This window comes from Arthrobacter sp. STN4 (genome assembly GCF_024539665.1).
Taxonomy (GTDB): Bacteria; Actinomycetota; Actinomycetes; order Actinomycetales; family Micrococcaceae; genus Specibacter.
On sequence record NZ_JAKZGX010000003.1, the window covers coordinates 163,038 to 186,653 of the forward strand.

Genomic DNA, 23,616 nt, shown 5'->3' on the forward strand with positions numbered 1-23,616 from the left:
GCCGTCGTGCATGGGGGCCGTGGGAAAGGTTAATGCGTGCTGGCCACGGCGATGGGCTCCCCGGAGACTTCCTCAAACTGGCGGCTGCGGCCGGCGAGGAAGTAGTAGAGCACTGCGGCGATGCCGGCGCCGAAGAACCACGAGAAGTCTGCAATGTCGTGGAAGAACGGCACCAGGCCAAGGACGATGGCAATGACGGCGGCCGGGAGAAAGGCGGTGATGGCCCGCGGGTTGACCCCCTGCCGGTAGAAGTACGGCCCGGAATCCTGCTGCGTGTAGAGCGCCGGAACGTTGACGCGGGCCTTGCGGATCAGCCAGTAGTCCACCATGATGATGCCGAACAGCGGGCCGAGCAGTGCACCCAGGCCGCCCAGGAAGTACACGATCACCACCGGGTTGTTGTATAGGTTCCACGGCAGGATGACCAGGCCGATGATGGCGGAAATCAGGCTGGCCCGGGCAAAGTTGAGGTGCTTGGGGAAGAAGTTGTTCAGTGCGTAGACCGGCGCCACGAAGTTGGCCATCATGTTCACGGCGATGGTCAGCACCAGCAGGGCCAGGCTGGCCAGCACCACCAGGAGCGTGTTGGGGATGGCCTGCACGATGTCGGAGGGGCTGGAAATGATGTGGCCGTTGATCCTGAACTGTGCACCGGCCATGACCACCGCAATGACGCCAAAGAGCATCGTGTTGACCGGGATGCCCCACAGGTTGCCCCTGGCGATCGACTTACGGGACCTGGAGGCGCGGGTGAAGTCGCAGAAGTTCAGCACGAAGGTGCCGTAGATGGTCACCCAGAGCGCGGCGCCGCCAAAGATGCTGCGCCACATGGCGCCTCCCGTGAGCGGATGGCTGGTGGAGAAGGAAATGGACAGGCCGGCCTTGAAGAACATCCAGACGGCCAGTGCAATCAGCGTAAACAGGACGACCGGGCCGGCGAAAACCTCATATTTGCGGATCATGTCCATGCCGTAGCGGACGATCACCACCTGGATGACCCACAGGAAGAGGAAGGTCAACCAGCCAAGTGTTGAGAGGCCGAGGAAGGAATTTTGGTCCAATGCCCCGAATCCCGGGGCGATGGCGATGAGCATGACCCGAAGGACCAGGGTGGCCAGGTACGTCTGGATGCCGAACCAGACGATCGCCACCGCACCGCGGATGGCTGCCGGCAGCTGCGCACCCCGGATGCCGAAGGCGATCCGGCTCATGACCGGGAAGGGCACGCCCGTCTTGTGTCCCATGAAGCCGGAGTAGGTCAGCAGGAAAAACAGCAGTGCGGCGCCGATGGCCAGCGCGAGCAGGATCTGCCAGGCTCCCAGGCCCAAGGCGAACAGGCCGAGTATGAAGCCGTAGTTGCCCAGGCTGTGCACGTCGTTGGCCCAGAGTGCGAAGATGCTGTACGACGACCAGTGCCGGCCCTCTTTTTTCGTCGGGGCCAGGTCCTGGTTGTACAGGGTGGCACTGATCCGGGGCAGCCCGGGCACTTCACCGCTCGGCGGGTAGTGCAGCACGCGGTCCATGTGAGCGCGCCTGACTGTTTCATCGTGCAGCGGGGTGGCGGGTTCGATTTTCATGATGCTGGGCCAATCACTCTCGGGCGGCCTCATCGTTGAGGCCACCCTGAAAGTGTAGGCAGAATCACATTGATTCCACAAGGGGATATTACATTTTCATAATGTGAAAATCTGGACGTCTGGGCCGCCCTGCCCGGGGCGCCGGAATTACCGCGCGAGTGCCTTGACGATGTGCGGGAGCAGGGCGCGGAAGGCCTGGCCGCGGTGGCTGATGGCGTTCTTTTCCTGCGCCGTCAGTTCGGCGCACGACTTGGCCAGGCCCAGCGGCTGCAGGATGGGGTCATAGCCAAAGCCGCCGCTGCCGCGCGGTTCCGAAAGCAGGGTGCCCTCCAGGGTCCCCTCCTCCACGATGTCCAGGACGCCGTCCGGGCCGGCCAGCGCCGCGGCGCACACAAAGCGGGCGCCGCGGTGTGCGCTGTCGATGTCGGCGAGCTGGGCCAGCAGCAACTGCAGGTTCGCGGCGTCGTCCCCGTGTTTCCCGGCCCACCGGGCGGAGAAGATCCCGGGCGCGCCGCCCAGGACATCCACTGCCAGGCCGGAGTCGTCGGCAATGGCCAGGATCCCGGTGAACCTGGCCACCTCATGGGCCTTCAGCCGCGAGTTCTCCGCAAAGGTGACCCCGGTTTCCTTGACGTCCGGCGCCTGCACGGCACCGGCGTCGACCACATCCACATCAACGTCCAGGCCGGGCACCTGGCCCCGGAGCAGCTCGCGCAGCTCACCCAGCTTGCCCTGGTTGTGGGTCGCCAGGACCAGCCGCGGGCCGCTCACTTGGAGCCGAGCGTTTCGCGCTGGATCTCGGCCAGCTGGCTGGTGCCGATCAAGGCAAGGTCCAGGAGCTGGTTCAGCTCGGTCCGGTCGAACGGCGCGCCTTCGGCGGTGCCCTGGACCTCCACGAACTTCCCCGAGCCGGTCACCACCACGTTCATGTCGGTCTCGGCCCGCACGTCCTCCACGTAGGGCAGGTCCAGCATGGGGGTGCCGTCGATGATGCCAACGGAGATGGCCGAGACGGTGTCGATGAGCGGCTGGGCGTTCTTGGCGATCAGCTTGTTCTCCTTGGCGTAGGCGATCGCGTCGGCCAGCGCCACGTAGGCGCCGGTGATCGCCGCGGTGCGGGTGCCGCCGTCGGCCTGCAGGACGTCGCAGTCCAGGACGATCGTGTTTTCGCCGAGCGCCTTCGTGTCGATGATGGAGCGCAGCGAGCGGCCGATGAGCCGGGAGATCTCGTGCGTGCGACCGCCGATTTTGCCCTTGACGGACTCGCGGGAGTTGCGGGTGTTGGTGGCGCGCGGCAGCATGGCGTATTCGGCCGTGACCCAGCCGGTGCCTTCGCCCTTGAGCCAGCGCGGCACGCCGGCGGTCAGCGACGCGGTGCAGAGCACGCGCGTGTTGCCGAATTCGATCAGCGCCGAGCCCTCGGCCTGCTTGGACCAGCCGCGTGTGATGGTGATGTCGCGGAGCTGGTCGTTGGTGCGCCCGTCGGCGCGCAATGTCTGCGTGGAAGTCATGCTGACAAGCCTATCCGCCCGCAGGGCCCCGGCCGGTTAGCGGAACTTGTTGGCCTGCTTGAAGTTCTTCATGTCAGTGAAGAACAGTGATCCCGGCTTGATGAAGCACAGGACGATGGCGGCGATGCCGGCCAGCACCTGCAGGATCGAGAAGATCCCGGCGGGCATGTGGAGGCCGAAGAGCTGGGAGAGCGAGACCACTGCCAGCACGAGTCCGGTGATGCGCGCCCAGCCGGCACCCTTGTTGATGAACAGGGCAATGATGATGTAGACGACCACCGCCACCACGGCCGAGACGATCAGGAAGCCGATGGTCGTGGCCACCGTGACCGACACCAGGTCACGGCCGGTGGTGTTGGGCAGGTGTTGCTTTTCGATGGCCGCATGCGCCGTGGCACGGAACGAGTCCGAGGTGGCATAGACAATGCCGAAGATGGCGGCCACGACCTGCAGGAGGGCTGCGGCCAGGATCAGCTGGAAGGCCCAGCCCACCTGCTTGGGCTTGACCGGGGCCGCCACGGCGGGCTGCTTGGACCACTCTGGGTTGTAGCTGGGCATCGGCATGTTGCTCATGGCATTGTCCTTTTGCTGGGAACGGCCTTGGCGGTCCCGCCGGTCCTGTCAAGCAACCGTCAGACGCCCCCAAGTCTTGTGCATCGGTAGCCCCGAGCCTATCGGACCCGGCCCGCCCAATCATGATCATTTGGGATGATTCTTCAGGGCCTAGATGATGTAGTGGACCCCGGCGACGGCGACGGAAACGTCGCGCGAATACACCCCCCGGGCCTCGCCCACCACGGTGTTGGGGTCGGTCCAGACCGGGATGTGCGTGAGCAGGAGCCTGCGGGCGTTGGCGCGTTCGGCTGCTTCCCCGGCCCGCTTGCCCGTCAGGTGCACGTCCTTGATGTGGTCGTCGCGGCCTTCTTCAAAGGCCGCCTCACACAGGAACAGGTGGGCATCCCGGGCGGCGTCCTCCAGTCCCGTGCAGGCGTCGGTGTCCCCCGAATAGGCAACAACGATCTCCCGGTCAACACCGGTTCCGTCATATTCGATGGTTTCCACCCGCAGGGCGTATGCCTCCGCCACGGGATGGTTTACGGGGTGCGGGATGACCTTGAACGGGCCCACGGTGACCGGCTCCAGCGCCTGCCACGGCTGGAAGTCAAACTCCTCGCGCATGCCCGGGTCCAGTTCCAGGCCGTAGGCGGTGGCGAGCCGGTCCGCCGTCGCCTCCGGGCCCCAGACGGGGATGCGCCCGCGGTGCCAGCCGTGGGGGTTCCAGCGCACGGCCACGTGCAGCCCGCACAGGTCCATGCAGTGGTCCGGGTGCAGGTGGGAGAGGAAGATCGCGTCGATGTCCTCCAGGTCCATGTACTTTTGGACATCGCCCAGCGCCCCGCTGCCCAGGTCCAGCAGCACGCGCCAGGGCCGGGCGCCGTCGTGGGCGGTCAGCAGGTAGCAGGATGCGGATGACGACGGGCCCGGGAAGGACCCGCTGCACCCCACGATCGTCAGTTTCATGTGCGTTCCCCAGCCGCAGCTTCCGGAACGGAGAGCCTGCCCGCAGGCTGGTGCAAGACAAAATTGGACATGCGCGGGCCGGCCTGGCCGCCCGCCGCACGGGCGGCGGCGATCATGTCCGGGGTGATGAGGGCCATCGAGCCGGTGGGATAGTGCGCCGAGACATGGCTTGCCTGCTCCACGCCCCGGACCTCCGGGCCCAGGAAGCGGCGGGCCAGGACGCCGAACTGCCCGGCGTCGCCCGTGGAGAGGAAGGTGTGCGTGGGAGGGTTGTCGGAGAGCCGTTCCAGGTCGTGCCCCACCAGCGCCTTGTAGACGTCCTTGGCCGTCTCCTCGGCGCTGGAGACCAGGGTCACGCCGTCGCCCATCACGTAGGAGATCACGCCGGTGAGCAGCGGGTAGTGCGTGCAGCCCAACACCAGGGTGTCCACACGGGCCTCCCGCAGCGGGGCCAGGTAGGCCTCGGCCGTGGAGAGCAGTTCGGGGCCCGCCGTGACCCCGGATTCCACAAAGCGCACAAAGTCCGGGCAGGCCACCGAGGTGATGCACAGGTCCGGCGCCGCCGCAAAGGTATCCTCGTAGGCGCGCGAGCCCACGGTGGCCACCGTGCCGATGACACCCACGTTGCCCGTACGCGTGGCGGCAACCGCCCGGCGCACGGCGGGCTGGATGACTTCGATGACGGGGATGCCGTAGCGGGCCGTGTAGCGTTCCCGGGCGTCGCGCAGCACCGCGGCGGAGGCGGAGTTGCAGGCAATGACCAGCAGCTTCACGCCGGCGTCAACGAGTTCGTCCATGACGCCCAGGGCGTTGGCCCGGACCTCGGCGATGGGCAGCGGGCCGTAGGGTCCGTTGGCGGTGTCGCCCACGTACAGGATGGATTCGTTGGGGAGCTGGTCGATGACGGCGCGGGCCACGGTCAGTCCGCCCACCCCCGAGTCGAAAATGCCGATGGCGCGGTCTGCCAGGGGCTGCGCGGCACCAGGCAGGGCTGTGGTCAGGGGTCCCCGGGGCAATGTGCTCATGATCGTTTCAGAATAGATGCCAAAGCCGACGGCCGGGTACTTTTGCTCGCGTCTGTTTTGTCACAGCGCCCCCAGCCCGGCACTTATTTGCTGCCCTTCAGCCCCGCCAGCATGGCCTGGACCAGGCTTTCCTGCAGCCACGAAACAAAGTTGTAGACCAGCGAAAGGTAGCTCTCCACGTCCTCCGCCTCGCCCCAGTCCTGCACCTGGTGCACCCGCTCGGCGTCGTCCTCGTCCTTGATTTCCAGCCGTTGCGCCAGGACCAGCCGGACGTCGTTCAGGGCCCGGGACCACAGCCGGGCCGCCTCGGCATCCAGGACCAGTTTGTCCTTCTCCAGGTCCAGGGTGGCCGCCCGCAGGGCGCCAATCTTCGTTTCCCGCAGGGAACGCTCGGTGAGCTGGCGGAACTCGAGGGAGGCTTCGGCGTCGTCCTTCACGGCGTCCGGCAGGAGGCGCAGGAGGGCGGGGTCGGTGGGGACGGTGACGTCCATGTCCAGTCCGATGAGTGCCGCGAGCGGGTCCTCGTGGGCGGGCCGGGACGGTTCGAGCATGGTGATGATGTCCGCGAAAAGCTTGCGCAGGAGGTCGCGCTCGGCCGGTTCGAGGAATCCGGTGACGCCGCGGCGGCCGGCATTGAAGGCCTTAGCCACGTCCGCCGCCTTTCTGGACCGTGGCCCACAGGCCGAATCCGTGCATGGCCACCGCGTGGGCCTCCATTTTTTCCTTGGCACCGTGTGCCACGGCCGATTTCCCCTCGGTATGGACCTGCATCATCAATTCAGCGGCCTTTGCTTCGGAATAGCCAAAATAGCTTTGGAATACGTAACTGACATAGCTCATCAAATTCACGGGGTCGTTCCAGACAATCAGCTCCCAGGGAATGTCAGGGGAAGTGAGTTCGTGTGTGGATTGGTCCCGATCAGTTTCCGGGGCTGTGCTGACACTCATGTGACCATTCTAGTGTTGCGCCACTAAAGTGAATTCCGTGACTTATGCATCAAGCTGGGGACAGCCCCGCACGTCCCTGTTCACGGACCACTACGAGCTCACCATGCTCCAGGCCGCCCTGCATTCCGGTTCCGCCCACCGCCGCAGCGTGTTCGAGGCGTTCGCGCGCAGGCTCCCGGACGGGCGCCGTTACGGGGTTGTGGCCGGGACCGGCCGGTTCCTGGAGGGGCTGGCGGCGTTCCGTTTTGGCGCCCGGGAGCTGGACTTCCTGGCGCAGAACAAGGTGGTCAATGACGAGACGCTGGCGTGGCTGGCCGATTTTTCCTTCTCCGGCAATGTCTACGGTTACGCAGAGGGCGAACTGTACTTTCCGAATTCCCCCATCCTGACCATCGAGTCCACCTTTGCCGAGGCCTGCATCCTGGAGACGTACGTGCTCTCGACGCTGAACCACGACTCCGCGATAGCCTCCGCCGCCTCGCGCATGATCACCGCCGCCGGCTCCCGCCCCTGCATCGAGATGGGCTCCCGGCGCACGCACGAGGAATCCGCCGTGGCCGCCTCCCGCGCGGCCGTGATCGCCGGCTTCCACAGCACCTCCAACCTCGAGTGCGGGCTGCGTTACGGCGTCCTGACCCAGGGCACCGCCGCCCACTCGTTCACCCTGCTGCACGACTCGGAGGACGACGCCTTCCGCGCCCAGGTCCAGTCCATGGGCGCCGGCACCACCCTCCTCGTTGACACGTACGACGTCGAAGCGGCCGTCCGCAGGGCAGTGGCCATTGCGGGCCCCGCCTTGGGCGGCGTGCGGCTGGACTCCGGGGATCTCCTCGCCCAGGCCCACGACGTCCGCGCGCTGCTCGATTCGCTGGGCAACGTCAACACGCGCATCACCGTCACCTCCGACCTGGACGAGTTTGCCATCGCGGCTCTCGCCGCCGCGCCGGTGGATTCCTACGGCGTGGGCACCTCCCTGGTGACCGGCTCCGGCGCGCCGACGGCCTCCATGGTCTACAAGCTGGTCTCCCGCGAAGGCAATGACGGCAAATTTGTCCCGGTGGCGAAGGCCGCCAAGAACAAGGCGAGCGTGGGTGGCAAGAAGTTTGCCCTGCGCCGCCTCAATGAGCGCGGGCTGGCCACCGCCGAGATGGTGGGGATCGGCGACATGCCGGGGAACGACGGCAACGACCGCCCGCTGGTGCAGGAGTTCATGCACGACGGCGTGCTGGCGCCCGGCTGGACCGGCGCGGAAGGCGTCCGCCGGGCCACCGAACGCCACGCCGCGTCCATGGCGGAACTGCCCGGAGCCGCGCGCCGGCTCCAGCGCGGCGAGCCCGTCATCCCCACCGAATTCATCCAGCCCTCCACCGTACGGAACTAAAGGAGCAACGCATGGCCAAGGCACTGATCATCGTGGACGTGCAGAACGATTTCTGCGAAGGCGGCTCGCTCGCCGTGGAAGGCGGGGCCGATCTCGCCTCGGAGATCAGCGAGCTCATCTCCGAATCGCGCGATTTTGACTTCATCGTGGCCACCCAGGACTGGCACATCGACCCGGGCAGCCACTTCTCCGACACCCCGGACTTCCGCACCAGCTGGCCGGTGCACTGCCTGGCTGGTTCCAAGGGCGCCGCCCTCCACCGCAACCTGGACACCGAGGACATCGACGCCTATTTCCGGAAGGGCAAATACCACGCCGGCTATTCCGGCTTTGACGGCCTGCTGGCCCCGGAAGACGAGGTCATGGTCGGTGAACGCGAGGCCCATGAGCCTGCCGACCCGGAGGCCGCCGGGGCGGATGTCAGCCTGGACGACTGGCTCCGCGAGAACGATGTCGATGACGTGGTGGTGGTGGGCCTCGCCACCGACTTCTGCGTCCGCGCCACCGCCCTGGATGCCATCAACGCCGGCTACGGCACCACGGTGCTGCGCGACTACGTTGCCGGGGTGGATGCGGACGCCAGCGAAGAGGCCCTCCAGGAACTCGCCGAAGCCGGCGTCGAGGTCAAATAGCCCGGCTGCTCGAGCAGCGAGCCCGGTGTTCGCGATCCGGGACCCGGACCGCACCGAGTCCAACCAAGCGTCGATCCCTCCACCGGAAGCCGTGTCGAGTGCGTTGTCCACAATCCCGCTTACGACCCTCGACGGTTGATCGGCAGGGACCGAGAATGTGAACATGCCACATGTCCATATCTTCAAATGCCATGACATCTTGAAATGCAATGACATCTTGAAATGCAATGACTGTTCGTACTACGTCGGCAGTAGGTGGGACTTGGAGCGCCGGCTTTTCCAGGACAACTCCGGGGAGGGTGCCACCTACACGCGACGTCGCAGACCCGTCGTCTTGGTGTGGGCCCATAAAACCGAACGTGTCGACGCCGCATACGCCCTGGAAAAACAGATTCAAGGCTGGGGCAGGGCCAAGCGCGAAGCCTTGGTTGAGGGTCGTGTTGCGGACCTGCCCGCATTGTCCCAGGCCAAGTCCCGGCAAGCGGACCCCTGTCTGACCACGCTGTAACCAACCGGGTCTCGACGCGCTCGCAGAGCTCGCTGCTCGAGCACCGGCGGCCGCTATTTGCGGCCGACGAACCAGTCCTGGAGCTTTTTCAGGCGCTGCTGCAGTTGCGGTTCGTTGGCCTGGGCCACCGCCGGTCCCCCGCAAATGCGCCGCAGCTCGCTGTGCACCATGCCGTGCGGCATGCCGGAGCGGGCACTCCAGGCGGAAACGTTCTTGGCCAGTTCGTGGCGCAGGTCCATGAGCATCCGGTGGTCCACCACAGCGGGGGCTTCCGCCTGTGGTGCCGCTGCGGCCTTGCCCCGGCGCCGCGTCTGCTGGTCCGCTTGGCGCTGGCGCAGCAGCACCCCCACCTGTTCGGCGTCGAGCAGTCCGGGGATGCCGAGGAAGTCCAGTTCGTCGTCGGAGCCGATTTCCCCGCCGGCGCCGAATTCGCCGCCGTCGAACAACACCTTGTCAAAGGACGCCTGTGACTCGAGTGCCTCGAACTTGAATTTCTCCAGCGTGTCCGAGGCCTTCTCCTCGCGGTTGGCCTCCTCCATCTCGTCATCGGTGATGAACCCGTCCGGGTCCTTGTCCGGCCGGTCCAGGGCGTGGTCGCGCTCCAGCTCCAGCTGGTTGGCCAGTTCCATCAGGTTCGGCACGGAGGGCAGGAACACCGATGCCGTCTCCCCGCGCCTGCGGGCACGCACAAAGCGGCCGATCGCCTGGGCAAAAAACAGCGGCGTGGCGGTGGAGGTGGCATACACGCCCACGGCCAGGCGTGGCACGTCCACGCCTTCGGACACCATGCGCACGGCCACCATCCAGCGCTTCTCGCCAGCGGAAAACGAGTCAATCTTGTCGGAGGCCTTCGCGTCGTCGGAGAGGATGACGGTGGGCGATTCCCCCGTGATCTTCTTCAGCTGCCCGGCGTAGGCCCGCGCGTCCTCGTGGTCGGTGGCAATGACCAGGCCGCCGGCGTCGGGCACGGCGCGGCGGACCTCGGTAAGGCGTTTGTCCGCGGCGGCCAGGACGGCCGGGATCCACTCACCGGCCGGGTTCAGCGCCGTGCGCCAGGCCTGCGAAGTGATGTCCTTGGTGACGGGCGCGCCCAGGGTGGCGGCCATTTCCTCGCCGGCACTGGTTCGCCAGCGCATCTGGCCGGAGTAGGCCATGAACATGACGGGGCGCACCACATGGTCCTTCAGGGCCTCCCCGTACCCGTACGTGTAGTCGGCCTTGGAGCGCCGGATGCCGTCACGGTCCTGGGCGTATTCCACGAACGGGATGGGTGCCGTGTCGGAGCGGAACGGGGTGCCGGTCAACGCCAGCCGCCGCGTGGCCGGGTCGAAGGCCTCGCGGATGCCGTCCCCCCAGGACAGGGCGTCCCCGCCGTGGTGGATCTCATCCATGATCACCAGGGTACGGGCGGCTTCGGTCTTGGCCCGGTGCAGCAGCGGCTTGCTCGCCACCTGTGCGTAAGTGACGGCGACGCCGATGAAGCCCCTGCCATGGCGGCCGTCGGCGTTTTTGAAGTTGGGATCGATCGAGATGCCCACCTTGGCCGCGGCATCCGCCCACTGGCGCTTGAGGTGGTCGGTGGGGGTGACGATCGTGACCCTGTTGATGGTGCCGCGCGCAATCAGTTGGGTGGCGATGTGGAGGGCGAAGGTGGTCTTGCCGGCGCCGGGCGTGGCCACGGCCAGAAAGTCCCTGGGTGCTTCGGCGAAGTACTTCTCCATCGCCTCGGACTGCCAGGCGCGCAGCTTCTGTGCCGTACCCCAGGCTGCCCGTTCCGGGTAGGCGGGAGGCAGCGACGGGCCCCCAAACAAAGTTTCCGTCACGATTTCCCCGCCATCAAATCACTTCTTCCATGGGCATCCCCGTTATCCGGGCACGCCAAATCTAGGCACGGAACCGCACCTTTGGAACTGCTGTTGTTGCTGTTACTTCTTGGGATTCTTCGGGCCCTTGCCCTTGCCTCCGGCGGGGCTCATGCCCTCATAAATGGCCTTGCATTCGGGGCAGACGGGGAACTTGTGGGGGTCCCGGCCCGGTGTCCAGACCTTGCCGCAAAGGGCCACCACGGGTTCGCCGGTCATGGCGGACTCCATGATCTTTTCCTTGCGCACATAGTGCGAGAACCGTTCGCTGTCGCCCGGCTCCACCTCCTGGCGGAGTTCCTCACGTTCAATGACAGCCGTGGAACCGCCGGTATGGCCGGGGCCGTGCATGGGGTCGTTTTCGAAGGGATCTGGTGGCAAGCTCATGGAAACCATTCTAGCCTCTCCACCCCTGCGGCACGCCCAAGCCCCGGCCCCGCCCACGGCCCCCGTCTAGAGACCTTGCCAGGCCGGCTTGTTCGCAAAGGCGTGCCGGTACGATGCGGCACCGGCCAGCTTGGCTGCCGCATCCTCGTCGACCAGGATGGTCGCGTGCGGGTGGAACTGCAGCACGGAGGCCGGGCAGGCGGCGGAGACCGGGCCCTCGACAAAGTCCCGGACGGCCTGGGCCTTGCCCGCGCCACAGGCGACAAGGACCACGTGGCGGGCGTCCATGATGGTGCCCAGGCCCTGCGTCACCACGTGGTGCGGGACCTGGTCGATGTTCTCAAAGAACCGGGCATTGTCCTGGCGTGTCTGGTCCGCGAGGGTCTTGATGCGCGTGCGGGACGCCAGCGAGGAACCTGGCTCGTTGAAGCCGATGTGCCCGTTGGTGCCGACGCCGAGAATCTGCAGGTCCACGCCTCCGGCTGCCCGCATGGCCTCCTCATAGGCGAGGCAGGCAGCGGCAATGTCCGCAGCCGTGCCGTCGGGGCCGCGCACGTTTTCCGGGGCCACGTCCACCCGGTTGGTAAATTCCCGGCGGATCACCTCACGGTAGGACTCGGGATGGCCGGCGGGCAGGCCCACATACTCATCCAGGGCAAATCCGCGGGCCTGGGTGAAGCTCAGGCCCTCCTCATCGTGGCGGCGGGCCAGTTCGTCATAGACAGGCAGAGGGGAGGATCCGGTGGCCAGTCCGAGGACGGCGGCAGGCTTGTTCCGGACCAGGTTCTCGATGGCGTCCGCGGCAAGCGCGCCAATTTCCTTGCTGCTGGGGAGGATGATGACCTCCATGAAACACGATCCTTTCAGGGCACCGGCGTGCCGGCGGGTGGGAGTGCGTGGAGCCACCTTGGCGGACAGGAACGCCCCGCCCGCCCGGACGCGGCTGCATCGGGGCGGACAGGGCGTCTACGCCGGACAAGGGTGTTCGCTGGAACCAACCTTATCGAGTGTCAGCGGTCAGCCGAAACGGCAAGCAGCAGTTCGGGCGCGCGGCGGTCGTAAATCCGGGCCCCGATCCGGATGCCGGCCAGCACGGACACGGCCCCCAGGACGATGCCGCACGCCAGGGACATCCAGCCGAACACGGGCTGCCTGGTGGCCATCGCGACGACGGCCAGGACAATTTCGGGGAGCAGCAGGACGCCGACACCGGCAAAGCCGGCCATCTGGATGAGCATGGCGGAAAAGTTGTTGCCGGGCTTGGATTTCAAGGGGCTGTCACCCGGCAGCGGCGCGTTCATGGTGAAGCGGGCGGAAAAGACGCTGGCCAGGCCCAGCCCGCTGCCAACCACCCCGACGGTCAGGCCCAGCACGGCTGGCAGGGGCGCCCACGTACCGGCCATCCCGGCCCCCACAACTGCGTACAGGAGGCCGAGCGGGAGCGCCAGGCAGGCTGCCGCCATCGCACGGCCGGCACGGTCGGCCGTCCCGGAAACGCCGGCGGCCAGGTGCAGCGCAAAGGCGGTGTTGTCGTAGGAAATGTCGGAGGAGATGCTCCACACCACCAGGAATGCGGCAAGCACCCCGCCCAGCCCCAGGGTCAGGCCCAGGGTCCCAATCCCCCCGGTCCGGGAGCCGGCAAAGACAAACACCAGTGGCAGGAGCGGCGCAATGACCAGGCCTGCGCTGTAGCGCGGATCCCGAAGCCAGTACGTCAGGCTGCGGGCGGCAACGGCGCCGGCAGGCGTTGGCGGAAACAGCCTGAAAAAGCCCATGTTGCCGGCACTGCGTCCGGAGTTTCCTGCATAGGCGGGCGTTACCAAGGCCTTCGCCAGGCAGGCCTTCCACATCCAGGCCAGGGCGGCAGTGGCCGCCAGGGCAATGGCCAGCTTCGCGCCGGCCAGGCCCCAACGGTCCGCCGCCACCTCAGCAGGGACGGCCCAGACCGCGCCCAGCGGGGTCCATGACAGGGTGTTGGCGAGCGAGGGCAAATACGCCTGGAGGTCCTTGACGCCGGCCGTGACACCGGCGATGATCGGGCCGAGAAAGAGCAGGGGCACCAGCAGGACCACGCCGCTGAGGTCCTTGAACCTGCGGGAGGACGCCAGGCTGGCGCTGGCCGCAGTCATGGCACGGGACGCGACAACGCATGTCAGGGCGGCGAGTGCCCCGCACAGGACCGCCGCACCGGCGGCCACGGGCTGCCGCCACCAGGCGGCGGCCGTGCCAACGGAGGCCAGCAGCGTGATGGCCCCCGGAATGCCGATGAAGCCGGACAGCGCCAGCCCGGCCAGCAGCGACGTCATGGGAACCGAATAGGTGATGAACCGCGCAGGGTCCAGCGTCATGTCCAGCCCGGCGGCCACCACGGGAATGATCAGCCAGCCCAGGAACAGGGCCGAGCCCGCCAGGACAATGACGACCCCGATCGTCCCGGGACCCTGCGTGCCCAGGACGGCGAGGCCCACCAGCACCATGCCCAACACGCCCAGCCCATACAGGGCGCCGATCGCCAGCCCAATAAGCTGCATGGGGCTGCGGCGCAGCGAGTTGCGCAGCAGCGCCAGCTTCAGCCTTAGGAGGTGCGCAACCACGCCAGCCCCGTCCCCTGGTTCCTGCCACCGACCAGCTCCACGAACCTGTCCTCCAGGCTCAGCCCGCCGCGGACCTGCTCCACGGTGCCCGCGGCGAGGACGTTCCCGCCGGCGATGACGGCCACGTGGCCGCACATGCGCTGGACCAGGTCCATGACATGGCTGGAGACAATCACCGTGCCGCCCGAATCGACGTAGCCGTGCAGGATGTCGCGGATGTTGGCCGCAGAGACCGGGTCAACGGACTCGAACGGCTCGTCAAGGACCAGCAGCCGCGGCGCGTGGATCAACGCGGCAGCCAGGGCAATCTTCTTGGTCATCCCTGCTGAGTAGTCAACCACCAGCGTCCCGGCGTCCTTGGCCAGGTCGAGGGTGGCCAGCAGGTCCGCGACGCGCCCGGCCACGGTGTCCTTGTCCATGCCGCGCAACAGCCCGGCGTAGGTGACCAGCTGTTCGCCCGTGAGCCGGTCGAACAGGCGGACGCCGTCGGGCAGCAGGCCCATGAGGCGCTTCGCCTCCAGTGGGCGGCCCCACACCTCGACCCCGTGCACCCACACCTGGCCGGCGTCCGGGCGCAGGAGCCCTGTGGCCATGGAAAGCGTGGTGGTCTTGCCGGCCCCGTTGGGCCCCACCAGACCGTAAAAGGACCCCGCGGGAACGTCCAGGTTGATGGCGTCGACTGCCACCTTGGTGCCGAAGCGCTTGACGAGGCCCCGGATGGCCAGGGCCGGTGGCCGTTGGGCGGCTGCCGCGGGCTCCGTCAGGTGCGGCGCAATCTCAGTCATGGCGCCACACTAACAAGCCAGGGCCGCCGGGATCGCCATCCGAAAGGATGAATTCCGCCCGGTCCGGGGCGGCACCCGGCGGCCTTTGGTGCGCCGGGTCTAGAACAGGGCCCGGGCCAGGGCCTGGCGTGAGGCTGAGACCCGCGGGTCCGCGGCGCCCACCACCTCGTAAAGTTCGAGCAGGCGCAGGCGGACGGTGTCCCGTTCCGGCCCGAAGTGGAGGGAAATGAACTTCACCAGCCGGGCGAGCCCGTCCTCCACATGGCCCCCCGTGACGTCCAGGTCGGCGATGGCCAGCTGTGCCTCGACATCGTCCGGGTCCCCCGCGGCCCGTGTGCGAAGGGCGTCGGCCTGGGCCGCGTCCAGACCGGCCGTACGGCGCATGAGGTGGACCTGCGCCAGCCCCACCTTCGCGTCGGCGTCGTTCGGCTTCTCCGCCAGTGCCTTTTCGTAGGCTGCCTCCGCGGTGGCCAGGTCGCCCGCCTCGATGGCGTCGAAGGCGGCCTGGTGCAGGGGCGGCAGCGGCGGGGCCTCCGCCGCGGCAGGGTCGGGGGCGCCACCGAGGTTTCCGGTGACCCCGTTGGTGGCTGCCACCTTCAACAATTCGTCCAGGAAGTTCTTGATCTGCTCCTCCGGCAGATCACCCTCAAACAAAGGCACGGGCTGGCCGTTGATCAACGCCACGACCGTTGGAATGGCCGCAACGCCAAACGCCTGGGCGATCCCGGGGCTCGTGTCGGCATCCACGCGGCCCAGCGCAATCTTGCCGGCATAGTCGTTCATGAGCTTTTCCAGCACACCGTTCAGGACGGCCGACTGGTTGGAGCGGCTGGACCCCAGGGACACCACCACGGGCACCTTTTGGGACAGGCCCACGAACTCCTGGAAGCTTTGTTCATTGACATCAACTGCGTACGGGGACCCGCCGCGGTTACCGCCTGCCGGTGCCGTGGCACGGTTTTTCAGGGCGGAGAGGTCGACGGCGCCGCGCAGGTTGGCGCCGGAGGGCGGTACGGCAGGCATGGAACTGTTTTGGCTCATGGACCCACTCTAACGTTGCGGCGCCCGCGGCGTTTTGGAATCACGCCGCGGGCGAAACTGACGGTACAGCCCGGTTACTTGAACTTGGCCCCCACCAGGCTGCGGTTGGCGGAGACAATGCTGATCTGCCCCTTGGCCGACGCCGGCGGAATGTACATGACCACCGGCTCGCCGTACTGCAGCACGAAGCCCGTGGTGGTGGTCGTGCCGCCGGCAAAGACCGCCGCGTCCGGGCCAATGGTCAGGGTTGCCTCCGCCTTTGACGTTGCATCAATGCCGAAGGTGTAGCCCACCACCACCATGGCGCCGCCGTCGGCCGTGCGCATGGCCAGCGCCGACTTCAGGTCCGGTGTATGGCTGAAGACGTAGCTGGCGTCCTTGGCTTCCTTGAGCACATTCGCCTGCGTGCTGAGCACGCTCGGGATGTACACGGTGTCCTTGAACGTGGACTTCCACTTACTGTCCGCCTTCGTCAACCGGTCACTGAGTGCGGCAATGGCGGCCTTCGGGCTCATCTGCAGCCCGGTGGCCGAATCCAGCGGAACACCGGCGGCGCCCTCCTTGTCGACCTGCGGGAACGTCTGTCCTGGCAGCAGCGGCGAAGCGTTGACCAGCTTGTAGTTGTCACGGGGGCCGGCCTGGACGAGGGTCAGCAGCTGGGGCAGGGCGTTGCCGTCCCCCTGCGTGACAAAAATGGCTGAACGCGGCCACGACGAGTCCGTCGTCACAACCCGGGCCAGCAGCCGGGTGCCTTGGACCGGGTCCAGGGCCGCCTGCGTGGACACCTTGGACCGGATCTTGTAGTTGGCCGCCCGGACCTGCAGCGCCATTCCGGCGACGCGGGACTGAAGTTCTTTGGCGTTCTTGGCACTGTCGCCCGAGGCCACCACCGTGGACACGGCCGCGGCGATCCGCTGCACCTGGCTGTCCAGGAGCACGGGGAGCCCGACGGTTGCCCCTTCCGTGGCCGAGACGCTGGCCGTTGACGACGCCGAGGGGCCGGCCGCGGGCGTGGTGGGGTCGGCCGCCATGGCCGGCCCGACGGTTCCTGCCACCAGGACGGTGGCAACGGCAGCCCCCCAGCGCAGCCTCACCGGCAACATGCGCCGGTCCTGAGGACGTACGACGGCGGCCGGCCCGGCCGTGAACTCCTTCTTCCCTGCCCCGGGCTTGCCTTTTGCGCCGCCCTTCGTGTTGTTTTTGGTCTTGTTGCCGGTGCCGGTCTTGGCAGTGCCCTTGGCACCTTTCCCGTTATTGTCCTTGGTGCCTCCCTTGGCCGTGCCGGTCGTGGCCCCCTTCGCGGCCCCGCTGCCGGGGCCTCCTGCGCCCGCGTTGTCCGCCGAGCGGGATCCCCCGGCCGGAGGCTGTTGTGCGGCAGCTCCGGAACCAGCGGAGGTGCCTGCGTCGCCGCCGTCGTTCCGGTCCCTGTTCCCGCCCGTGGGCTTGACTGCCTCATTGCCGCCGTCGGAGGCGGCGTCGGCACCGTCCCGCTTCTCATCACCGGAAGCGCTGGCGGCCGGCGCCGTGCCGGGAAGCGGGATGGCCGTGGTTGCCGCGGCACCCGTACCGCGCCTACCTCCCAGGACTGCCCCCGGCAGTGCAGTGGCGTGGTCCGTGCCCGCCTCCGTGCCGGGAGTGGCCGCCGGGGCGGCTGCGCCGTCAACCGGGACCGCGGCTTCGTTGCGGCGCGCGGCGCGGCGGGCATCGGCGATCGTCGCCGGCTTTGGCTCCCGCGCCCGGGCAGCCTGTTCGCGGGCTGCCAGGATCTTCTCCACCTCCATCGTGCCGGTTGCGGCATCGGACGGGGCCCGGCCCGCGGCCCGGCGCCCGGCCACGGCGGCCTGCGGCCTGCGCGGTGCGATGAAGAACAGCAGTGCAGCCAGCGCCAGCAGCGCCGAGCCGATGATCATCAACGGCACCGCCCAGGGGGTCCCGGCGTCGTTGTCCGTGGTGAGCGAAATGTCGGTGGGCGCCGGCGCCGTGCCGTCCGAGGACAGGAGCAGGGCCCAGTCTCCGTGGCCCGGAGCCTGCCAGGTGTAGCTCAGCTCGCCGGTGGCCTTTTCCTCACTGACCCACATGTCCGAGCCTGCCGGGTTCGGAACCTTGGCATCGCCGGCGACACCCTTGGCGGCCAGGGCCGTGAAGTCGCTGTTCACGCCCGTAATGTCGGTGTGCGCGGCCTTGCCCACCCAGCCGCTGATGTCCCGCTGCTGGCCAACGGCCAGTTGGATGGGGCCCTTGGCCTTAATGGTCATCGTGAAGTTGCCGTCCTTGGCGTTGAGCACGTCGGGGCCGATCACGGTCAGGGGCGCAGGCGCAACACTGCCCTGGACGCTGGCCGTGATCGTGGCCGGCGGGAGCCAGATGGTGCGCTGGCCGATCCCCAAACCGAGGACCACCAGGCCCAAAATGGCCAGGACAACTGCAATCTTGGAACGCAAATACATACCTAACATCGGCGGAAAACTACTAAGATCGTTGGTTCAAGGGTAACCGAAACGTTATCTTTGGCCCCGTTTTGCGAGGAAACTCTCATCCCCGGCACCGCCCCGGACGGCAACCGGCACGGCTTGGCGCACCCTGTCCGGGCGGCGGAAATGGCCATCCCGGGCGACCTGTCGCTGATACTGTCGACTCACCATGAACAACCCGGCTTTGGCGAGGCCTGACACTCCCGAACACGAAGGCAGCATCCCTTGAGTTCTTCCCATGAATCCGACGCACCTGGACCGGATCCCTCCGGCAACCATGCCTCCCTGAGGAACGACGCCGGCCCGGAACCGGAGGCTGCGGGCGCCCCCCGGGTGCCGTCCCCGGCAGACGGGGCGTCCCCGCGCGCCGGCAACGGCACTGAAAGCAACGGGCCCGCCAGCCCCGGGCCCGCCACGGCTAACCGCACCGCTCCCGACGGAACACCGACGGGGGGCCGGGGCGGGGCGCCCGGGCCGGAGCCGGCGTCGTCCGTCCCCGCAGCGGGTCCGGCAGCCCCGGGATGGCGCGCCTGGCTGGCCCAGAGGGTCCGGCAGCCGCTTCCGGGCGCACAGCCGCGCGTGCGCTTCGCGCTGCCGTCCGAAACGGCCGGGGCCGGTGTCGAAACCGAAGCCGGTTCCGCGCTGTCCCCGACCGCCGGCATGTTTCGCCACCCCATCTATTTTGGCTTCATGGGCACGGTGGGTGTGGGAATTGCGCTGTTCCTGAACTACATCATGGCCAACACCTCCCAGCTGCTGCTGTGGATTGTCACGGCCCTGTTCATTGCGCTGGGACTGGACCCCGTGGTGCGGTGGCTGGAGATGCGGAAGGTGCCCCGGCCGCTGGGCATTGTGCTGGCGCTGGTGGTCCTCCTCGGCCTGGTCGCCATCTTCTTCGCCACGCTGATCCCCACGATTGTCGACCAGACAACGCAGCTTGTTGTCAAGGCGCCCGGCTGGATCAATGAGTTCCTCAGCTCGGACCTGTTCCATCAACTGGACGTGCAGTACCACGTGGTGGACACCATCAATGCCCAGGTGGCCAAGTTCTTCCAAAACGCGCAGACCGTCGGCGGCATCTTTGGCGGCGTGGTGGGTGTTGGCAGCACCATCGCCAACGGCCTGTTCGGCACCTTGATCGTGCTGGTCCTGAGCCTCTATTTCCTGGCGTCGCTGCCGTCCATGAAGAAGTGGGGCTACCGCCTGGCGCCACGGTCGAAACGGGCCCGTGTGGAGGAGCTCAGCGAGGAAATCACCCGCGGCGTGGGCAACTACGTGATCGGCCAGGTTTGCGTTGCGGTGCTCAATGCCGTGTTCGCCTTCATCGTCATGAGCATCCTGCACGTCCCCTTCAGCGTCCTGCTGGCCTTCGTGGTGGCGCTCCTTGCTTTCATTCCGCTGGTGGGCGGCATGCTGGCGGCCGTCGTGGTGATCGCCGTCAGCCTGACGGCCGGGTGGCAGACGGCCGTCATTTACGCCATCTGCTATTTTGCCTACCTGCAGTTCGAGGCCTACTTCATCTCCCCGCGCATCATGCAGAAGGCCGTGGCCGTGCCGGGCGCCGTCGCCGTCATTTCCGTCATTGCCGGGGGCAGCCTGCTGGGCGTTCTGGGCGCACTCATTGCCATTCCGACCGCCGCGGCCGTCATGCTGCTGGTCAAGGAAGTGTTCATCATCCGGCAGGACAAGATGTAGCGGCCTGCGTGTCCCGCCGCGCTGCCCGGCCGCCCTGTCGGGTGGACGCCGCGGCGGCCACCGCCTATCCCGCGGGCGCGGCGGCCACCGGCCCCTGCCACGCGGCGGGCAGTTCCACGCTGCGCCCCAAGACCGTCGAGGCCATCTCGGTCAGCACCCGCACCACATATTTTTCCCCGACCCACAGGTGCTTTGCGCCGTCGACGGCCACCATCCGGGCCTGAGGGACCAGTGCGAACCGCTCCCGCGCGGCCTCCGGCTGCAGGTAGTCGTCAAACTCGGGCACCAGCACGGCCAGCGGCTTGCCGAAGGCAGCCCAGGCTGCCAGGTCCGCGTCCCCGGCCCGGTGCAGCGGCGGGGAAAGCAGCACGGCGCCCTCCACCTGGGAGGCCGCCGGCTCCAGCGCGCCGTACTTGAGCACCAGTTCGGTGCCAAAGGACCAGCCCACGAGCCACCGGTTCGGCAGCCCGCGGTCCACGGCAAACTGCACCGCCGCTTCCAGGTCCAGCCGCTCCCCCACACCGTCGTCAAATGCGCCGCCGCTGGTGCCTCGCGGCGACGACGTGCCGCGGGTGTTAAACCTCAACACGGCAATCCCGGCCATCGCCGGCAGGCGGTACGACGCCTTCTTGTAGACGTGCGAGTCCATGAAGCCGCCGTGGGTGGGCAGCGGGTGCAGCGTGATGAGCGTGGCCCGGACCACGCCGTCGGCCGGCAGCGCGAGCTCCCCGACCAGGGTGAGCCCGTCCGCCGTCGTCAGTTCAATGTTTTCGCGCAGGGCGGGCAGCACCGTGGATGCACGGACCGCAACGGGTGCGCCGGGGGTGGAAAAGTCAAGGGTTGCCGGGTCAAGTGCCATGCCTACCAGCCTATCTGTAACGGTAGCTGCGGCCCCGCCAACAGTTGGTGTGCCAGTGCCGGCGGTCGCGCAGCCCGGCTTCCGCGCCAAACAGGGCATCCTCCTGCCACACCACCAGGTGCGCCACGCCCGGCTGGACGGGGTGGTTGCAGCCCGGGCAGGTGTACACCTTCTGCGCGTTGCGGGCCGTGATGGTGCGCACCGCCCACTCGCCGTCCGGCGCCGATTCCCGCTCGGGGATGCCCAGCCGCGCCCGGTCCAGGTCCAGTTCTTCGTCCGCCGCCGCGCCCTTCCCGCCCGCTGCCCGCCCCAAGCTGGACGTTCGACGGCGTCGCGGATGGTTTGAGCGGGGCATGCCACCATTGTGCCGCACGGGTGCCTGCCGCACCCAACCAGGCCGCCGGCCCACACCGCTGCCACCGGCGAAGACCCGCTATTGTGGAGGGCGTGCGTTTAGTGATTGCCAAGTGCTCCGTCGACTACGTCGGACGCCTCAAAGCCCATCTTCCCCTGGCCATCCGGCTGCTGCTGGTAAAGGCCGACGGATCCGTGCTGGTCCACTCCGACGGCGGTTCCTACAAGCCGCTGAACTGGATGAGCCCGCCGGCCACGCTGCGCACGGTGCTGCCCGCCGACGCCGAGTTGGAGGACGGCGTGGTGGAACAGTGGGTGGTGCAGTCCACCAAGGCGGACGACAAGCTCATCATCAACGTCCACGAGCACATCCACGAGTCCAGCCACGACCTTGGCACCGACCCCGGACTGATCAAGGATGGTGTCGAGGCGGACCTGCAACGGCTGCTGGCGGCCCAGATCGAGCTCCTGGGCAGCGGCTTCACGCTGGTGCGCCGGGAGTACTTCACGGCCATCGGGCCGGTGGACATCCTGGCGCGGGACGCCCAGGGCGCCGCCGTGGCCATCGAGCTCAAGCGCCGGGGCGACATCGACGGTGTCGAACAGCTCACCCGGTACCTCGAACTGCTCAACCGGGATCCGCTGCTGGCACCCGTGCGCGGCATCTTCGCCGCCCAGCAGATCAAGCCGCAGGCGCGCGTGCTCGCCGCGGACCGGGGCATTGAGTGCCTAACCCTGGACTATGACGCCATGCGCGGGGTGGACGACAGCGCCTCGCGGCTCTTTTAGCAGCCTCGCCTCCCCGGCGGCGGCAGGCGCCGCCCCCCCCAACGCGCCGCTGGCTAGACTTGACGCATGAGCGAACCCACTGACGCGGCCCAGCCCGCCAAGACCCTGATCCACGGTCCCGTCCACACCGACCACGGACTGGTGGAGGACGGCCTGCTGGCGGTGGAGGGGGAACGGATCGCCTATGCGGGCCGGGCCGACCACTTCGACGAACCCGGCTTTGAGCCCGCCGGGCTGGACCCGGCCAACATCATCACCCTGCCCCCCGGGCAGCGCCTCATCCCGGGCCTCGTGGACGTCCACAACCACGGCGGCAACGGCGGCGACTTCCCCAGCGGCGACGAGGCATCGGCCCGCACCGCCGTGGGCTTCCTGCACCGTGCCGGCACCACGACGCTGCTGGCCAGCCTGGTCACCGCGGCGCCGAAGGACCTTCTCAAGGGCATCGGCATCTACGCGAAAATGACCGCTGAAGGGCTGCTCGCCGGCATCCACCTGGAAGGCCCCTTCCTCTCCCACGCCCGCTGCGGCGCACAGAACCCCGATTTCCTGCTCGAGCCGGACCTGGAGCTGACGGCCGCGTTGATCGAGGCCGGCGAGGGCACCATCGCCACCATGACCTACGCACCCGAACTGGCCGGCGCCGCCGACCTCGTGGACCTGCTGACCGCCCACGGCATCACCCCGTCGGTGGGCCACTCCGACTGCGACACCGCGACGGCGGCCGAATCCCTCGCCCAGGCCCGCGAAGGCCTCGGCTCCACCGGCTTCGACGGCGTTTCCGGCCGTCCCACAGTGACCCACCTTTTCAACGGAATGCCTCCCATGCACCACCGCTCCCCCGGCCCCGTCGCCGCCTGCCTGCGCGCTGCGAAGGCAGGCCACGCCGCCGTGGAGCTGGTGGCCGACAACACCCACCTGGACCCGGAGACCGTCAACACCGTGTTTGCGCTGGTGGGTGCCGCCAACATCCTGCTGGTCACCGATTCCATGGCGGCCGCGGGGCTCGCCGACGGGCAGTACATGCTGGGCCCCTCGCCCGTCACGGTCAAGGACGGCGTGGCCACCCTTGACGCCACCGGCTCGATCGCCGGCGGCACGGCAACCCTGCTTGACGTGGTGCGCCGCACCGTGGGTGCCGGTGTCAAGTTCACGGATGCGCTCCGCTCCGCCACCGCGGTTCCCGCCGAAGTGCTGGGCCTGACCGATGAGGTGGGCTCCCTGCGCCGCGGCCTGCGCGCCGACGCCCTGGTGGTGGACGAATCCCTGGCATTGCAGCACGTGATGCGTGCCGGCAAGTGGTTGAATTAGTTACTTTCCAGGTAATGATTGCGTCGTCTCGTTGACCAGAAATGTGATGCATGCCATGCTGAAGGCTGTCTTGCATGAGCATTACATTTATGAGGAGAAACAATGGCACAGGGAACCGTCAAGTGGTTCAACGCTGAAAAGGGCTTCGGCTTTATCACCCCGGACAATGCCGATGGCGATGTCTTCGTCCACTATTCGGAAATCGAGGGCGCCGGCTTCAAGTCGCTGGAAGAAAATGCACGCGTCGAATTTGAAATCGGCCAGGGCGCCAAGGGGCCGCAGGCCACCGGTGTCTCAACGCTGTAGCAGGTAACGCTGCCTGAAAGGGCCCCGGCCATGGCGCCGGGGCCCTTTTTTGCGCCGGT

General features: G+C 67.6%; 24 protein-coding genes. 7 read left to right on the forward strand and 17 right to left on the reverse strand.

Going from position 1 to position 23,616, the window contains the following annotated elements; all coding sequences use genetic code 11:
• Positions 1-29: 29 nt before the first annotated feature.
• From MMF96_RS04190 to clpS, 8 genes are all read right to left on the reverse strand, one after another.
• Positions 30-1,523, reverse strand: coding sequence for an NCS1 family nucleobase:cation symporter-1 (locus tag MMF96_RS04190; protein WP_256882694.1), 1,494 nt, complete (start codon positions 1,521-1,523; stop codon positions 30-32).
• 201 nt (positions 1,524-1,724) lie between these two features.
• Positions 1,725-2,348 carry an RdgB/HAM1 family non-canonical purine NTP pyrophosphatase gene (gene rdgB, locus MMF96_RS04195; protein ID WP_256882648.1) on the reverse strand — a complete coding sequence of 208 codons (624 nt, stop codon included), beginning with the start codon at positions 2,346-2,348 and terminating at the stop codon, positions 1,725-1,727.
• A complete protein-coding gene (gene rph, locus MMF96_RS04200; RefSeq protein WP_305144521.1) occupies positions 2,345-3,088 on the reverse strand; it encodes a ribonuclease PH in 744 nt (247 codons plus the stop codon). Before rph ends, rdgB begins: the two co-directional genes overlap by 4 nt.
• Before the next feature lie 36 nt (positions 3,089-3,124).
• The gene (locus tag MMF96_RS04205) at positions 3,125-3,661 is read right to left on the reverse strand and encodes a hypothetical protein (protein WP_256882649.1); all 537 of its coding nucleotides are present in this window, start codon (positions 3,659-3,661) and stop codon (positions 3,125-3,127) included.
• Positions 3,662-3,811: 150 nt separating this feature from the next.
• Positions 3,812-4,609: an MBL fold metallo-hydrolase gene (locus MMF96_RS04210; RefSeq protein ID WP_256882650.1), complete on the reverse strand. Its 798-nt coding sequence runs from the start codon at positions 4,607-4,609 to the stop codon at positions 3,812-3,814.
• A complete protein-coding gene (gene murI / locus MMF96_RS04215) occupies positions 4,606-5,634 on the reverse strand; it encodes a glutamate racemase (RefSeq protein WP_256882651.1) in 1,029 nt (342 codons plus the stop codon). The genes MMF96_RS04210 and murI overlap by 4 nt, the downstream gene beginning before the upstream one ends.
• 83 nt (positions 5,635-5,717) lie before the next feature.
• Positions 5,718-6,284: a DUF2017 domain-containing protein gene (locus tag MMF96_RS04220; RefSeq protein WP_176616836.1), complete on the reverse strand. Its 567-nt coding sequence runs from the start codon at positions 6,282-6,284 to the stop codon at positions 5,718-5,720.
• A complete protein-coding gene (gene clpS / locus MMF96_RS04225) occupies positions 6,277-6,582 on the reverse strand; it encodes an ATP-dependent Clp protease adapter ClpS (RefSeq protein WP_176616835.1) in 306 nt (101 codons plus the stop codon). Before clpS ends, MMF96_RS04220 begins: the two co-directional genes overlap by 8 nt.
• 37 nt (positions 6,583-6,619) lie before the next feature.
• On the opposite strand from clpS, the gene MMF96_RS04230 reads away from it, so the two are divergent.
• The 3 genes from MMF96_RS04230 (at position 6,620) to MMF96_RS04240 (ending at position 9,103) form a co-directional block, all read left to right on the forward strand.
• Positions 6,620-7,963 carry a nicotinate phosphoribosyltransferase gene (locus MMF96_RS04230; protein ID WP_256882652.1) on the forward strand — a complete coding sequence of 448 codons (1,344 nt, stop codon included), beginning with the start codon at positions 6,620-6,622 and terminating at the stop codon, positions 7,961-7,963.
• Positions 7,964-7,974: 11 nt separating this feature from the next.
• On the forward strand, positions 7,975-8,595 hold the full coding sequence (locus MMF96_RS04235; RefSeq protein ID WP_256882653.1) for an isochorismatase family protein: 621 nt from the start codon (positions 7,975-7,977) through the stop codon (positions 8,593-8,595).
• A 163-nt stretch (positions 8,596-8,758) separates the two neighbouring features.
• The gene (locus MMF96_RS04240; RefSeq protein WP_256882654.1) at positions 8,759-9,103 is read left to right on the forward strand and encodes a GIY-YIG nuclease family protein; all 345 of its coding nucleotides are present in this window, start codon (positions 8,759-8,761) and stop codon (positions 9,101-9,103) included.
• 53 nt (positions 9,104-9,156) lie between these two features.
• Here the strand turns inward: MMF96_RS04240 and MMF96_RS04245 are convergent, their stop codons facing one another.
• From MMF96_RS04245 to MMF96_RS04275, 7 genes are all read right to left on the reverse strand, one after another.
• Complete coding sequence (locus tag MMF96_RS04245; protein WP_176616832.1) at positions 9,157-10,926, reverse strand: DEAD/DEAH box helicase; 1,770 nt, start codon at positions 10,924-10,926, stop codon at positions 9,157-9,159.
• Between the two features lie 102 nt (positions 10,927-11,028).
• The gene (locus MMF96_RS04250) at positions 11,029-11,361 is read right to left on the reverse strand and encodes a DUF3039 domain-containing protein (RefSeq protein WP_176616831.1); all 333 of its coding nucleotides are present in this window, start codon (positions 11,359-11,361) and stop codon (positions 11,029-11,031) included.
• A gap of 57 nt (positions 11,362-11,418) precedes the next feature.
• Positions 11,419-12,201: a glucosamine-6-phosphate deaminase gene (gene nagB / locus MMF96_RS04255; protein ID WP_256882655.1), complete on the reverse strand. Its 783-nt coding sequence runs from the start codon at positions 12,199-12,201 to the stop codon at positions 11,419-11,421.
• A gap of 161 nt (positions 12,202-12,362) precedes the next feature.
• Positions 12,363-13,946, reverse strand: coding sequence for a transporter (locus tag MMF96_RS04260; protein WP_256882656.1), 1,584 nt, complete (start codon positions 13,944-13,946; stop codon positions 12,363-12,365).
• Positions 13,928-14,731, reverse strand: coding sequence for an ABC transporter ATP-binding protein (locus MMF96_RS04265; RefSeq protein ID WP_176616828.1), 804 nt, complete (start codon positions 14,729-14,731; stop codon positions 13,928-13,930). The genes MMF96_RS04260 and MMF96_RS04265 overlap by 19 nt, the downstream gene beginning before the upstream one ends.
• Before the next feature lie 99 nt (positions 14,732-14,830).
• Entirely contained in the window at positions 14,831-15,772 is a 942-nt protein-coding gene (locus MMF96_RS04270; protein WP_256882657.1) for a tetratricopeptide repeat protein, read from the reverse strand.
• A 74-nt stretch (positions 15,773-15,846) separates the two neighbouring features.
• Positions 15,847-18,213 (reverse strand): hypothetical protein, encoded by a 2,367-nt coding sequence (locus MMF96_RS04275; RefSeq protein WP_256882658.1) that lies wholly within the window; start codon positions 18,211-18,213, stop codon positions 15,847-15,849.
• A 255-nt stretch (positions 18,214-18,468) separates the two neighbouring features.
• On the opposite strand from MMF96_RS04275, the gene MMF96_RS04280 reads away from it, so the two are divergent.
• Positions 18,469-19,938 carry an AI-2E family transporter gene (locus MMF96_RS04280; RefSeq protein WP_371130941.1) on the forward strand — a complete coding sequence of 490 codons (1,470 nt, stop codon included), beginning with the start codon at positions 18,469-18,471 and terminating at the stop codon, positions 19,936-19,938.
• Positions 19,939-20,002: 64 nt separating this feature from the next.
• Here MMF96_RS04280 and MMF96_RS04285 read toward each other — a convergent pair whose 3' ends face one another.
• Together MMF96_RS04285 and MMF96_RS04290 are read right to left on the reverse strand one after the other, a co-directional pair.
• Entirely contained in the window at positions 20,003-20,797 is a 795-nt protein-coding gene (locus MMF96_RS04285; protein WP_256882659.1) for an alpha/beta hydrolase, read from the reverse strand.
• Positions 20,798-20,807: 10 nt separating this feature from the next.
• Complete coding sequence (locus tag MMF96_RS04290) at positions 20,808-21,152, reverse strand: ATP/GTP-binding protein (RefSeq protein WP_176616824.1); 345 nt, start codon at positions 21,150-21,152, stop codon at positions 20,808-20,810.
• Positions 21,153-21,244: 92 nt separating this feature from the next.
• On the opposite strand from MMF96_RS04290, the gene nucS reads away from it, so the two are divergent.
• The 3 genes from nucS to MMF96_RS04305 all read left to right on the forward strand — a co-directional run bounded on the left by nucS (position 21,245) and on the right by MMF96_RS04305 (position 23,557).
• Positions 21,245-21,940, forward strand: coding sequence for an endonuclease NucS (gene nucS / locus MMF96_RS04295; protein WP_256882660.1), 696 nt, complete (start codon positions 21,245-21,247; stop codon positions 21,938-21,940).
• 66 nt (positions 21,941-22,006) lie between these two features.
• Positions 22,007-23,251 carry an N-acetylglucosamine-6-phosphate deacetylase gene (locus MMF96_RS04300; RefSeq protein ID WP_256882661.1) on the forward strand — a complete coding sequence of 415 codons (1,245 nt, stop codon included), beginning with the start codon at positions 22,007-22,009 and terminating at the stop codon, positions 23,249-23,251.
• 102 nt (positions 23,252-23,353) lie between these two features.
• Positions 23,354-23,557: a cold-shock protein gene (locus MMF96_RS04305; RefSeq protein WP_256882662.1), complete on the forward strand. Its 204-nt coding sequence runs from the start codon at positions 23,354-23,356 to the stop codon at positions 23,555-23,557.
• Positions 23,558-23,616: the final 59 nt, after the last annotated feature.